Raw genomic sequence first — 13,339 nt, 5'->3', positions numbered from 1 at the left:
AACCCCCCATTCACTCACGCTTTGAGAACTGCCACTATGGAAATACTGAGAGGCTCACCGGCCTTATCCGGTTTCAGAACCCGGGCCCTGGTTCGCCGCGCCCAGCAGCAGAACCTGCCGTTGGCTGCCATTGAAACCGAGTATGTGCACTTTGTTGCGCTGAACGCCAACCTCGAGGCCGACAGCAGACAAACCCTGAGCCAGCTGATCGACAGCCCGGCCCAGGGTATTACCCCCGCCGCCGGTAGTCTGCTGGTGGTGGTTACCCCCCGCCCCGGCACTCTTTCGCCCTGGTCCAGTAAAGCGACCGATATTGCCCGTAACTGCGGTCTGACCCAGGTCAAGCGTATCGAGCGTGGCATCTCCTATTATCTGAGTTTCGAGCGCAGCCCGAGTGCCGCCGAACTGGAAGCGGTCATTGCCATGCTGCACGACCGCATGACCGAAGTGACCCTTGATGCGCTGGAAGATGCCAGTTGCCTGTTTGCCGAAGCCGAGCCGGCACCGGTGACCGCAGTGGACATACTGACTGGTGGCCGTGAAGCCCTGGCCGAAGCCAATCAGCGTCTGGGCCTGGCGCTGGCCGATGACGAAATCGATTATCTGTATGACGGTTTTACCAGCCTGGGCCGTAATCCCAACGACATCGAACTCTATATGTTCGCCCAGGCCAACTCCGAGCATTGTCGTCACAAGATTTTCAACGCCGACTGGACCATAGATGGCGTCGAACAGCCCAAGTCGCTGTTCAAGATGATCAAAAATACTTTCGAGCAGACGCCCGAACATGTGCTGTCGGCCTACAAAGACAACGCGGCCGTGATGACCGGCTCTACCGCCGGGCGCTTCTTCGCCAGTGCCGAGTCCGGTGAATATCGCTACCATCAGGAAGATATCCACATTCTGATGAAGGTGGAAACCCACAACCATCCCACCGCTATTTCGCCCTATGCGGGCGCGGCCACCGGCTCCGGCGGCGAAATCCGTGACGAAGGCGCCACCGGGCGGGGCTCCAAGCCCAAGGCCGGCCTGGTCGGTTTCAGCGTGTCCAACCTGAAAATACCGGGCTATGCCCGTCCCTGGGAGCAGGACTTCGGCAAGCCCGAGCGCATCGTCAGCCCCCTCGACATCATGATCGACGGCCCGCTGGGCGGCGCCGCCTTCAACAACGAGTTTGGCCGTCCGGCCCTGCTCGGTTACTTCCGTACCTTCGAAGAGAAAGTATCCAGCTTCAACGGCGAGGAAGTGCGTGGTTATCACAAGCCGATCATGCTGGCAGGTGGCCTGGGCAACATTCGCGGTGAGCACGTGCAGAAGGGCGAGATCACCGTCGGCGCCAAGTTGGTGGTGCTGGGTGGCCCGGCGATGAACATCGGTCTGGGAGGAGGCGCCGCCTCCTCCATGGCGTCCGGCCAGTCGTGCGAAGATCTGGATTTTGCCTCGGTACAGCGGGACAACCCGGAAATGGAACGCCGCTGTCAGGAAGTCATTGACCGCTGCTGGGCCATGGGTGAGCAGAACCCCATCCAGTTTATCCACGATGTGGGCGCGGGCGGCCTGTCCAACGCCATGCCCGAGCTGGTCAACGACGGCGGCCGTGGCGGTCGCTTCGAGCTGCGCAATATTCCCAACGACGAGCCGGGCATGAGCCCGCTGCAAATCTGGTGTAACGAGTCCCAGGAACGTTATGTGATGTCGGTGGCGAATGATCGCATGGCCGAATTCGAAGCCATCTGTCGCCGCGAACGGGCCCCCTTCGCCGTGGTTGGCGAGGCCACCGCCGAGCCGCACCTGAGCCTGCACGACGAGCATTTCGACAATCAGCCCATCGACATGCCGCTGGAAGTGCTGTTGGGCAAGGCGCCCAAGATGCAGCGTGACGTCATCACGGCCCGGCACCGGAGTCCGGCGCTGGAGTTGGCTGGTATCGATCTCAAGGACGCGGCCGAGCGGGTCATGACACTGCCGACCGTGGCCGACAAGGGCTTTTTGATCACCATAGGCGATCGTACCGTCACCGGTCTGGTGGCTAGGGATCAGATGGTCGGTCCCTGGCAGGTGCCGGTGGCCGATTGTGCCGTCACCGCTGCCGCCTTCGACACCTATGCCGGTGAAGCCATGTCGATGGGTGAGCGGGCCCCGGTGGCCCTGCTCGACTATGCGGCCTCGGCCCGACTGGCGGTGGCGGAAGCCATCACCAACATCGCCGCTACCGACATCGGCGAGCTCAAGCATATCAAACTGTCTGCCAACTGGATGTCTGCCGCCGGTCATCCCGGTGAAGACGCCGGCTTGTACGAAGCGGTCAAGGCCGTGGGCGAAGAGCTGTGTCCCGAGCTGGAGCTGACCATACCGGTGGGCAAGGACTCGATGTCGATGAAGACCCGCTGGCAGGAGAACGGTGAAGATAAATCGGTTACCTCCCCGATGTCGCTGGTGATCACCGCCTTCGCCAAGGTCAACGATGTGCGTGCCACCGTCACCCCCTGGTTGCGCAGCGATCTGGGCGATACAGACCTTATCCTGATCGACCTGGGTAACGGCAAGAACCGTCTGGGCGCCTCGGCGCTGGCCCAGGTGTACCGTCAGCTGGGTGACAAGCCCGCCGATCTGGACAGCCCCGAAACGCTGAAAGGCTTTTTCTACGCCATTCAGGCCCTGATTGCCGACAACAAGTTGCTGGCCTACCACGACAAGGGCGATGGCGGCCTGTTTGCCACCCTGGCGGAAATGGCCTTCGCCGGTAACACGGGGCTGGACATCGAGCTGGACCTGCTGGGTGCCGATCAACTGGCGGCGCTGTTCAACGAAGAGCTGGGCGCTGTCGTGCAGGTTCGCCGCGAAGACAAGGAAGCGGTGCTGACCAGCCTGGCCGGCCATGGCCTGGCTGCCTGCAGCCACGTCATCGGTCAGCCGAATCAGGACGATCAACTGCGCTTCTTCTTCGCCGGTGAAGAAGTCTATTCCGAGTCCCGTACCGAACTGCGTCGGCTCTGGTCCGAGACCAGCTACCGGATGCAGGCCCTGCGCGACAACCCGGATTGTGCGCAGAGCGAGTTCGATGCCAAGCTGGAAGCGAGCAATCCCGGCCTGTCGGTGTCGCTCAGCTTCGATCCCAAAGAAGACATAGCCGCGCCCTTTATCGCCAAAGGCGTGCATCCGCGCATGGCCATACTGCGCGAGCAGGGTGTTAACTCCCATGTGGAGATGGCCGCCGCCTTCGATCGCGCCGGCTTTGCCGCCGTCGACGTGCACATGAGCGACCTGCAAAGCGGTCGCTACCGGCTGGACGAGTTTGCCGGCATGGTCGCCTGTGGTGGCTTCTCTTATGGTGACGTACTGGGTGCCGGTGGCGGCTGGGCCAAGTCGGTGTTGTTCAACGAGGCGCTGAGGGCGCAGTTTGAAGCCTTCTTCGCCCGTGAAGACAGCTTCGCCCTGGGGGTCTGTAACGGTTGTCAGATGCTGTCCCGCCTGCGGGATCTGATCCCCGGTGCCGCCCACTGGCCGGACTTCGTGCGCAACACCTCGGAGCGGTTCGAGGCCCGCTTCAGCCTGGTGGAAGTACAGGAGTCACCCAGCCTGTTCCTGTCCGGCATGGCCGGCTCTCGTCTGCCCATCGCCGTGTCTCACGGTGAAGGTCGAGTACAGACTCTCAATGCCGACATTAACGCCATCGAGGCCAGCGGTACCGTGGCCCTGCGTTTCGTGGACAACCATGGCCAGGCCACCGAGCGCTATCCCTTCAACCCCAATGGCTCCGCCAACGGCATTACCGGTCTCAGCAACCAGGACGGCCGGGTTACCATCATGATGCCGCATCCGGAGCGGGTGTTCCGCACCGTGGCCAATTCCTGGCATCCGGATGGCTGGGGTGAAGACGGCGGCTGGATGCGCATCTTCCGCAATGCACGCAAGAATCTCGGCTAAGGTGCAAGTTGCAATTTGCCTTGAATAATAAAAAGCCCGCAGCAATGCGGGCTTTTTATTTTTCGTTTGAGTCTATATGATGTAACAGTCTTAAAAACAATCACCCCGGAATCGGCCTTGCGAGGCAGACAGCGATACCTGCCGATGTCATTCATTCAACCAGTAGAACGCAGACATGGATAACAGCAATGTGTTATGGACAACGCCGGCTGACTGTCACTTGGGCGGCCCCGAGCGGTTAGGGGAACTGGCCGAGCGTTCACTGATCCTGGCCCGGCAAATCATGCATCACACCCGCGAGGGCATAGTACTGATGGATGCCCGCGGTCGGGTACTGGAGGTAAACCCGGCCTTCTCTCGGCTCAGCGAGCTGGATGCGGCCGATATTGAAGGTCGTCACCTCACCCAGATCAACGAGGCGCTGCACGGGCGCCGCTACTATCGGGACATCTGGCTGCGACTGCAGCAGCAGGGGAGCTGGCAGGGTGAGGTACAGCATCACAATCGTGAAGGGCAACTGGTGACCCACCAGCTGATGTTGCACCTGGTCCGGGGCAGGGACGGACGAGTCAATCATATTATCGGTATTCTGGATGACATCAGCCGGCTCCGGCGTTCGGAAGATAAGCTCAGCTATCTGGCGCATCACGATATTCTGACCGGTACCGCCAACCGTACCTTTCTGCTGAGTTGGTTCGACAAGATCAAACCGGCCTTGCAGCAGAGAGAGCAGCTGTCCCTGCTGTTTATCGATCTTGACCGTTTCAAGCCGATCAACGACAGCTTCGGCCACGGGGTAGGCGATCAGTTGCTCAAGGCGCTGGCGGCCCGTCTGCAGGAGCAGGTTGGTCCCAACGAACTGGTGGCGCGTATCGGTGGTGACGAATTCGTGATGATATGGCGTGGTGCCATGACGGAATCGGCACTGATGTACAAGGCCGGGAAGCTGCTGGAACGGATCGAGGCGCCGATGCAGGTTGTCGGTCACGAGCTGAGCGTGGGGGCCAGCATAGGCGTCAGTCTCTATCCCGAGCACGGGGTCGAGCTCGAGACCCTTCTGCGTTATGCCGACACCGCCATGTATGAGGCCAAGACCTATAAAAAGACCCGAGTCTGTCTGTTCGACCGGACTCGTTTTGCCCATTTGGAGCTGCAGCAATGGCTGGCCGGAGACTTGCCTCAGGCTATAAAGAGTGGGCACCTGTATCTGGAATTCCAGCCCTCTCTGGTACTGGATACCGCTCGATGGAATAGCCTGGAGGCCTTGCTGCGCTGGCGACACCCGGAGTTGGGTGTACTCTACCCGGCGCAGTTTTTACCGGCGGTCGGGGCGGCAGGCCTGTGGAGCCGACTGGCCGACTGGGTGTTTGGTGAGGTGGTACGACAGATCCGCTGCTGGCAGCAGGCTCATGACTGGCAAGGGAAGGTCAGCATCAACCTGAGCGGCCTGGAGCTGGAGCAGCAGCGGGCCGAACACTGGCTGGCGCTGCTTTCGCGACAAGGGGTCAGCCCCAAGCGTGTTATTCTGGAAATTCGCAGTGACTTCATAATGCGCCGCAGCGAATCTCTGCTGGGTGTACTGAACCGTTTCAGAGCCGCCGGTATGGGGGTGTACCTGGATAATGTCGGCGAGGGGCGATTCAACTTCGGCAAGCTCAGGCAGCTGCCGATAGACGGCATCAAGCTGGACCGCAGCCTGATGTCCGAACATTTCGATGCGCTGGATCAGTCGGTGATCCGCTCCTTGCTGCTGCTGGGCAAGTCGCTGGGCATAGCGGTGGTAGCCTGCGGTGTAGAGACCGATGAGCAGATGTGCTTCTTGCACCAACATGACTGTGGTGCGGCCCAGGGCCGATTGCTGGCCTTCCCCATGAGCCCGAACGAAGTGAATGCCATCTATTCGCCGCGAAAGAATTAGCGCATTTCAGCCGGCCAATTAGTCGACACCGCGCAGCAGCAGCTGCCCCGGGGCTATCTCCAGGCTCAGTACCTTGTCTTTCAGCCGGCGCTGGAGGGGATCGGTTTCATCCAGGGTGTAGACCGGATACTGGGACAGATAACCCGCGAGGCCCTGCAGCAGCAGTGGCAACATAATGCTGGCCTGAGACGAGCTGGTCTGCTGATTCAGCCGATAGCTCAGTAGTTTGAACTCGTCCAGAAACAAGGCGCCCTGCTCGCTGTCATAGCGGGGGCGGGCGCTGAAATCACCTTCTATGTCCCAGTGACTGCGTTGCGCTCCCTGCTGCATCGACAGAATTCCCTGTCCCTGTACCCGGGCCTTGTCTGCTTCCTGGCGGCCCAGCTCGACACTGAGTTTTTTCAGCTCTATTCCCGCCGACAGCCAGGACCCGAGAGAAAAGGGGAACTCTTTGCCAAGCTGATGGTTCAGCTCCTGGTTGAGTTGTTGTTCGGTCAGGGTCAGGCTCTGGGCCGAAGCCAGAGTGCTTATCCCGAAGGCGATTAAAAAAACTATAATTTTCATCAGTCTGTATCCCTGTCTCGGTTTTCTGTACCTTAGGGCCTGTTGACCAGGTCAACAAATCCTAATCAGTCTGCACCGCCCCGCTTTAGAGGAGCAAGGCATTTTTGAGTGATTATATCTATACGCTGCTCGGTTGGTTGCTGTTTGCAGCCCATACCAGCCTGGTGGTCGGTGTCACGCTCAGGGTCATCATGAAACGCCGCCCTGTGGGGGTATCTCTGGCCTGGCTGGCACTGATTTATGCCATACCCATTCTGGGGGTAGCAACCTATATCCTGTTTGGCGAGGTGCGTCTCGGGCGCAAGCGGGCGGAGCGGGCCAAGGCCATGTACCGTCCCTATGCTGACTGGATCAACGTACTGGTGGCGCGCTTTCCCGGTCAACAGTTCGAGGTCAGCGATCCGGCCCGGCCTATCTATGAGCTGGTCAAGGCCCGGCTCAATATGCCGATGCTGAGCGGTAACGGCATGACGCTGTTGCAACAACCGGGCGAGATCCTGGCGGCGTTGCAGGCCGATATCCGGGCGGCGCGCAGCTCCTGTTATCTGGAATACTATATCTGGTATCCCGGTGGGCGGGCCGATGCTATTGCCTTCGAGTTGATGAATGCGGCCCGCCGGGGCGTCGACTGCCGGTTGTTGCTGGACTCGGTTGGCAGCGCCGACTTCTTTCGCAGCTACTGGCCGCGTCGGCTGCGGGAGGCGGGTGTCAAGGTAGTGGAAGTGCTGCCGGTGGGGGCTTTCCGGCTGTTGTTTGAGCGTCAGGATCTGCGCATGCACCGCAAGTTGGTGGTGATCGACGACGACGTGGCCTATACCGGCTCAATGAATCTGGTGGATCCGGCCTGCTTTAAACAAAATGCGGGTGTGGGTCAGTGGGTCGACATCATGCTGCGCATTCGGGGGCCCATAGTGCCTATCTTCTGGTCGCTGTTCGTGTGGGATTGGGAAATGGAAACCGGCGAGCGGCTGCTGGAGCAGCTGGAATATCATCCCATCAGCTGTCTGGATAACCAGCTCAGGCTGCAATTGCTGCCCTCGGGCCCCTTCATGGGCGGCGACGCTATTCAGCAGAGTCTGCTGACCGCCATCTACCAGGCCCGGCGGCGGCTGGTGCTGATCACCCCTTACTTCGTGCCCGACGATCCCCTGGTGGCGGCCCTGTGCTCGGCGGCAGATCGAGGCGTGGAAGTGCAATTGGTGCTGCCGGCCAGAAACGACTCGCGCATGGTCAATTATGCCTGCAATGCCTTCTTCGACGAGCTGCTGCATGCGGGAGTAGAAATTCACCTGTACGGCGCCGGACTGCTGCACAGCAAGTGTGTGCTGGTGGATCATCAGTTTGCCTTGGTGGGTACGGTTAACCTGGACAAGCGCAGCCTGTGGCTGAATTTTGAAATGACATTACTGGTGGATGACGGTCAGGCCATGGGTGAATTGCTACAGCTGGCCGACAATTATCTGAGCGACGCCAAGCCGGTGTCCTGGCTGGAATGGCGCAAGCGGCCGCTGCGCCGTAGGGTAGCAGAAAACCTGTTCTACCTGTTGAGCCCGCTTTTGTAGCTGCTTCAAGTTCAAGCCGTAAGCCGGAAAATAACCCTCGGGTCTGCAGACTCGGGGTTTTTTTCCGGCTTTGCGCTTTTTAGCTTACCGCTTTTACTGCCTGTAATGCTTGAGGAAGCGGGCGAGACGGCCGATGGCATCTTCCAGCTCTTCTACTCGCGGCAGGGTAACGAGGCGGAAATGGTCCGGTGTCGGCCAGTTGAAACCGGTGCCCTGTACCAGCAGCATTTTTTCCTGCAGCAGCAGATCATATACCATCTTCTGATCGTCCTTGATGTTGTATATCTTGGGATCCAGCCGGGGAAACATGTAGATGGCACCCTTGGGCTTGACACAACTCACGCCCGGAATATCGTTGAGCAGTTCCCAGGCTCGGTCTCGCTGCCGACGCAGCCGGCCGCCGGGCAACACCAGCTCGTTGATGCTCTGATAGCCACCCAGCGCCGCCTGAATGGAATGCTGCATGGGTACGTTGGCGCACAGCCGCATGGACGACAGCATCTCCAGCCCTTCGATATAGCCCTTGGCCTGATGCTTGGGACCGCTCAGCATCATCCAGCCCTGACGGAACCCGGCGGCACGATAACTCTTCGACAAGCCGTTGAAGGTGGCGACCAGCACGTCGTCACACAGGGTGCATACCGAATGGTGGGCCACATCGTCATAGAGGATCTTGTCGTAGATTTCGTCGGCGAAGATGATGAGCTTGTTCTGGCGGGCGATCTCTATCACTTCCAGCAGGAACTCGCTGCCGTAGACGGCGCCGGTGGGGTTGTTGGGGTTTATCAGCACTATGCCCCGGGTACGCGGGGTGATTTTGGACTTGATGTCGTCCAGATCCGGGTACCAGTCGGCCTGCTCGTCACAGAGATAATGCACCGCCTTGCCGCCGGAAAGAGTCACGGCGGCGGTCCATAGCGGATAGTCGGGTGAGGGTACCAGAATTTCGTCGCCGTTGTTCAGCAGCGCCTGCATCGCCATCACGATCAGCTCCGACACCCCGTTGCCGATATAGATATCGTCCAGATCCGTGGTGCGTAATCCCTTCTGCTGGTAATACTGCATCACCGCCTTGCGCGCCGAAAACAGTCCCTTGGAATCGCAATAGCCCTGGCTGGTCGGCAGGTTGACTATGATGTCTTTCAGCAGCTCTTCCGGCGCATCGAAGCCGAAGGGCGCCGGATTGCCGATATTGAGCTTGAGGATCCGATGGCCTTCGTCTTCCAGGCGGCGGGCTTCTTTGTGGACTGGTCCGCGTATGTCGTAACAGACGTTGTCCAGCTTGTGCGATTTTTCTACGGAATACATGAGTACTGACGGCCTCGGATTGCACACCAGCCTGGGCTGCGACCGGCAAGCAAAGCGCCACCCTGTCGGCATGGAGTTCATGCGCCGCGGGCAAAAAAGCTATCCGGGAGCCACAGGCCGGTAAAGACTAGTGATGGGGCCCATGATGAGACTTTGTCGCCAGGATGAAAAGGGGTAATCAGCGGCTTGTGACGAAAAAAGGCAATAAAGACAGCTGTAAGCCGTCTGCCTTAAGCGATGGGTAAAACCGCATCTCTTGCAGGCCGTCTTCAGCCGGAATAGACAGACGGTTATTTGAATTGTTTATAGCAGGGCGAACAGCCGGCTCAGAGACCAACAAGAGGCTGCTTTCCCTATCGGTCATCTCCGCGACGGCGTATCGCACTGGATTCCCGTTTTCGCGGGAATGACGACACATACCTTTAGCAGTATGAGGCAACCCTGTTGCCTCACGATAAACGAGCTGCTCGCGGCCTGCCTGACGCTTACTGAAACAGTCCCAGGTGGGCCTTGGCATGAGCTTCAAATTCGGTGTAACCACCGATATGTTGCTGATCCAGAAAAATCTGCGGCACGGTTTCTACCGGTTTGCCGACGGTCTTTTCCAGATCTTCCCTGGAAATGCCTTCGGCATGAATGTCGACGTAACGGAAGTTGAAGTCATCCCGCTCCTCGGTCAGCTTTTCTGCCAGCTCTTTGGCGCGAACACAAAAGGGGCAACCGGGACGACCAAAAATCACTGCAAACATGGGCTCTCTCCTGACTGATTGGTTGAGCACAGTATAAAGACGGTGCTCTTATTATATAAATCGTTAATTTGTTACTGATTGATTGGTTTAAGCAATGGATTATTGTGAGGCCACCGACTCCAACCAGCGGCGTTCAAATCGCCGGGCGGGCCATTCACCCTGCCCGGCGGCAATGTTCTTTTCATGCTGCGGGCTGATGGACAGACCGTTCTGCAGCAGCACGAAGGCCTTGCGTTGGCCGCCATCGGTATCGATAAAACCGACCAGGTTCTGCACATGGGCTATGGTGCCGGTTTTGGCCATGATCCTGCCCTTGAGGGCGGAGCCGAGCACGCTGCGACGATAGCGCAGGGTGCCGCTTTCACCACTGACCGGCAAGACGCCCATCAGCCAGTTGGCACGAGGATCCTGTACCATCACCAGCAGTACCGCCAGCAGATCTTCGGCGCGCAGCAGGTTGTGGGAAGACAGTCCGGAGCCGTCCGCCAACCAGGACGGGCCCAGATCGATATCTGCCTGTGTCTTCAGGATGTCTCTGACCGCCTGAGTGCCGTTACGGAAGCTGCCGGGCTGATCAAAGTGCTCGGCGCCGAGCGTTCTCAGCAGACTGTCCGCATAAAGGTTATCGGAATGCTCCAGTATCTGTCGGCTCAGCTCCCGCAGCGGGGGGGAGTTATGATGGGCCAGTACGGGCCAGTCGTTGGCGTCGACACGGTTGGTCTTGATGCTGCCGGATACCCGGATGCCGGCCTGACCCAGGGCCCAGCGCGTCAGCTGCTCACCCCAGACGTCTACATCCTGAATGGCAAAGCGTAGAGGCCAGGGATCCTTGCGAGGGCCGATACAGCCGGTGAGACGATATTGGTTGGGTGGGCTCATCTCTACTTCCAGCTCACAGAAGTGCAGCTTCTGCTCGGCACGACTCAGCACCGTTACATCGGCACTGATCTCGACCGGCTGATGTGCCGGTACCGTCGCGCGGGCCGGCTGATCCGGATGGGCGTAAAGGGCGCCCTGCACGCAATTGCGATCCAGGATCAGTGCCGACACCGGCGAGGTATAGCAGACACTCAGGTCGTTCCACGACCAGCCATTGCCGCGGTCGTAGCCGGCGAAGCGTTGCCGGTTCAGCAGTACGTTACCGCTTACCTGACGTACCCCGGTGCGTTTCAGCAGAGCCTGCAGTTGCTCTCTGGTTAACGAAGGATCACCGACGAAGTCGATCAAGAGGTCGCCGACCAGCTTGCCGTCGTGCAGCTTGCCTCGATATCGAACCCGGGTCTTGTAGCGCCAGTCCGGACCCAGCGCCAGAGCGCCGGCCAGGGTGGTGACCAGCTTCTGGGTCGAGGCCGGTTTCAGCAGCAGCTGTGCATTGTGCGCCGATTCTATCTGGCCTGTGGTGGCGTCGGCGAGGATCCAGGCCGCCTGGCCGTGTTCCGGCGGAATAGCCGCCTTGTTTGTTTCCTGTGGCGCAACCGCCTGAACCGAGAGGCTGAACATGATGGCGGCTAAGCCGGTTAAATAACGATGCATACTTCTCTTTTCTTTAAGGTCATGGGCTTTTAAAGTGAATGGGCGGTTCTGAACCGGCCCTGGTAATCGAACAGGGTTTCCTTTATCCGCCAGCCGCGCTTGTGGCTTCTGGCAATCACGAAGTCCGGGTGGCGAAAGCGCGAGGCCGAGGCCACCACTTCGGCCAGTGAGGTAAACTCCGGCTCAAGCCCGGGGGCCGGCCAGTGTGGCCGCACAAACTCCAGAAAAAAGCGACCGCCTCTGCCCTTGTTGTCGAAAGCATACCATTGCTGCAGCTCGGTGCCATCCTCGTCGTGATAGGTGGCCTTCAGTGCCGGGCCGAACTTGCCGCTGGCTTGTGCCAGACTCAGGCCCGCGCAGCGCAGCACCAGCGCATCCTTGAGTGCCAGCGCCTCCTTCAGCTTCTTGTCCGGGTCCACCAGCAAATGACCGCAGTCGTTGCATTCACGGGAGGCAATATCGTTTTCTGCCAGACACTGGGGGCAGGACTTGAAGCGAAAGCGGTAACCGCAGGGCTCGCCAAGCCCGCCCTCGTCATCTTCGAACAACCCCTGACAGCGACGTCCGTAGTGCTCCAGCACCAGACCGTCGTTGTCGGTCTTGCCCCAGAAAATATTGGCGAAACCGCAGGCGGGGCACAACACCTGTACCTGGGTAGTATCCGGATGGGGGCGGGGCTCTCCCACATCGGGAGCGAAGATGTCCATGTTGTTGCCCGCGTAATCCAGCACCAGGCAGTCGGTCTTGTCCGGACTCAGGCGCAGACCCCGGCCTATTATCTGCTGATAGAGTGCCACCGACTGGGTGGGGCGTAGCAGGGCAATGACATCCACATGGGGCGCATCGAAGCCGGTGGTCAGCACCGACACGTTGACCAGGTATTTCAGCTCCCGCGCCTTGAAGCGGCGAATAATGGCATCCCGTTCCGGGCCCGGGGTGTCGCCGGTGATCAGCGCCGTCTGCTCGTCCGGTAGCAGGCCGGCGACCTCGGCGGCATGGCGCACCGTGCTGGCAAACACCATGACCCCGAGCCGGTCGACGGCGTAGTCCTGAATTTGCTGCACTATGTGCGGCGTTACCCTGGGCTGGCGGGCCAGTTCCTTCTCCAGCTGTGCTTCGGTAAAAAGCCCCTGCTCATACAGACGGGAAAAGTCGTAGTGCACCACGGGGGCGTCAATCAGCTCGGGCCGACACAGATAGCCCTGCTTGATCATCAGTCTCAACGGCAGCTCGAAGATACAGTGCCTGAAGAAGCGTTTCGAGCGGCTGCGTACCATGCCGTGATAATGGGTCTGGTAAATCCAGCCCAGTCCCAGCCGGTAGGGGGTGGCGGTCAGCCCCAGCACCTTGAGCCGGGCATTGGACTGACGCAGGTGCTTGATCACCCGCAGATACTGGCTGTCGTCGTCATCCGACACCCGATGACATTCGTCGATCACCACCAGGCTGAAATCGGAGAAATGCTCCAGGTTGCGCGCCACCGACTGTACAGAGCCAAACACCACCTGGGTGTGGGCCTGTTTCTGTCCGAGACCGGCGGAGAAAACCGCCGCCTGCTGGCCATAACTCTGGTATTTGGCATGATTCTGCTCGACCAGCTCCTTGACGTGCGCCAGCACCAGCACCCGGCCGCGGGCAATGCGCGCCAGCTCGGCGATCACCAGACTCTTGCCGGCACCGGTGGGCAGCACCAGTACCGCCGGCTCGTCATGGCGGCGAAAATACTCAAGGGTGCGATTCACCGCATCCTGCTGATAGGGGCGAAGGGTAAACACCTA

General features: G+C 59.7%; 8 protein-coding genes. 3 read left to right on the top strand and 5 right to left on the bottom strand.

Annotation, left to right across the window (positions count from 1 at the left end):
• Nucleotides 1-36: 36 nt before the first annotated feature.
• Both purL and ACLEIV_RS03055 read left to right on the top strand, forming a co-directional pair.
• A complete protein-coding gene (gene purL, locus ACLEIV_RS03060; protein WP_410455191.1) occupies nucleotides 37-3,927 on the top strand; it encodes a phosphoribosylformylglycinamidine synthase in 3,891 nt (1,296 codons plus the stop codon).
• A gap of 175 nt (nucleotides 3,928-4,102) precedes the next feature.
• The gene (locus tag ACLEIV_RS03055) at nucleotides 4,103-5,845 is read left to right on the top strand and encodes a putative bifunctional diguanylate cyclase/phosphodiesterase (RefSeq protein WP_410455190.1); all 1,743 of its coding nucleotides are present in this window, start codon (nucleotides 4,103-4,105) and stop codon (nucleotides 5,843-5,845) included.
• An 18-nt stretch (nucleotides 5,846-5,863) separates the two neighbouring features.
• Here ACLEIV_RS03055 and ACLEIV_RS03050 read toward each other — a convergent pair whose 3' ends face one another.
• Complete coding sequence (locus ACLEIV_RS03050; RefSeq protein ID WP_410455189.1) at nucleotides 5,864-6,409, bottom strand: YceB family lipoprotein; 546 nt, start codon at nucleotides 6,407-6,409, stop codon at nucleotides 5,864-5,866.
• Nucleotides 6,410-6,513: 104 nt separating this feature from the next.
• On the opposite strand from ACLEIV_RS03050, the gene cls reads away from it, so the two are divergent.
• Entirely contained in the window at nucleotides 6,514-7,971 is a 1,458-nt protein-coding gene (cls, locus tag ACLEIV_RS03045) for a cardiolipin synthase (RefSeq protein WP_410455188.1), read from the top strand.
• 93 nt (nucleotides 7,972-8,064) lie between these two features.
• On the opposite strand, the gene ACLEIV_RS03040 is transcribed toward cls, so the two are convergent.
• The 4 genes from ACLEIV_RS03040 to radD all read right to left on the bottom strand — a co-directional run bounded on the left by ACLEIV_RS03040 (nucleotide 8,065) and on the right by radD (nucleotide 13,336).
• Nucleotides 8,065-9,279 carry a pyridoxal phosphate-dependent aminotransferase gene (locus tag ACLEIV_RS03040; RefSeq protein WP_410455187.1) on the bottom strand — a complete coding sequence of 405 codons (1,215 nt, stop codon included), beginning with the start codon at nucleotides 9,277-9,279 and terminating at the stop codon, nucleotides 8,065-8,067.
• Nucleotides 9,280-9,764: 485 nt separating this feature from the next.
• Nucleotides 9,765-10,028, bottom strand: coding sequence for a GrxA family glutaredoxin (locus ACLEIV_RS03035; RefSeq protein ID WP_410455186.1), 264 nt, complete (start codon nucleotides 10,026-10,028; stop codon nucleotides 9,765-9,767).
• A gap of 99 nt (nucleotides 10,029-10,127) precedes the next feature.
• Nucleotides 10,128-11,561, bottom strand: a complete 1,434-nt coding sequence (dacB, locus tag ACLEIV_RS03030; RefSeq protein WP_410455185.1) for a D-alanyl-D-alanine carboxypeptidase/D-alanyl-D-alanine endopeptidase — start codon at nucleotides 11,559-11,561, stop codon at nucleotides 10,128-10,130.
• 29 nt (nucleotides 11,562-11,590) lie between these two features.
• On the bottom strand, nucleotides 11,591-13,336 hold the full coding sequence (gene radD, locus ACLEIV_RS03025) for a DNA repair helicase RadD (RefSeq protein ID WP_410455184.1): 1,746 nt from the start codon (nucleotides 13,334-13,336) through the stop codon (nucleotides 11,591-11,593).
• Nucleotides 13,337-13,339 lie beyond the last annotated feature (3 nt).

This window comes from Oceanisphaera submarina (genome assembly GCF_046521305.1).
Classification (GTDB): Bacteria; Pseudomonadota; Gammaproteobacteria; order Enterobacterales; family Aeromonadaceae; genus Oceanimonas; species Oceanimonas submarina.
Note: the sequence above shows the minus strand (reverse complement) of the source record. Positions and strands in the feature narration are given on the sequence as shown.

Coding starts and splice junctions, on each gene's coding strand:
- purL (WP_410455191.1), top strand. CDS start 37: ATGGAAATACTGAGAGGCTCACCGGCCTTATCCGGTTTCAGAACCCGG.
- ACLEIV_RS03055 (WP_410455190.1), top strand. CDS start 4,103: ATGGATAACAGCAATGTGTTATGGACAACGCCGGCTGACTGTCACTTG.
- ACLEIV_RS03050 (WP_410455189.1), bottom strand. CDS start 6,409: ATGAAAATTATAGTTTTTTTAATCGCCTTCGGGATAAGCACTCTGGCT.
- ACLEIV_RS03040 (WP_410455187.1), bottom strand. CDS start 9,279: ATGTATTCCGTAGAAAAATCGCACAAGCTGGACAACGTCTGTTACGAC.
- ACLEIV_RS03035 (WP_410455186.1), bottom strand. CDS start 10,028: ATGTTTGCAGTGATTTTTGGTCGTCCCGGTTGCCCCTTTTGTGTTCGC.
- dacB (WP_410455185.1), bottom strand. CDS start 11,561: ATGCATCGTTATTTAACCGGCTTAGCCGCCATCATGTTCAGCCTCTCG.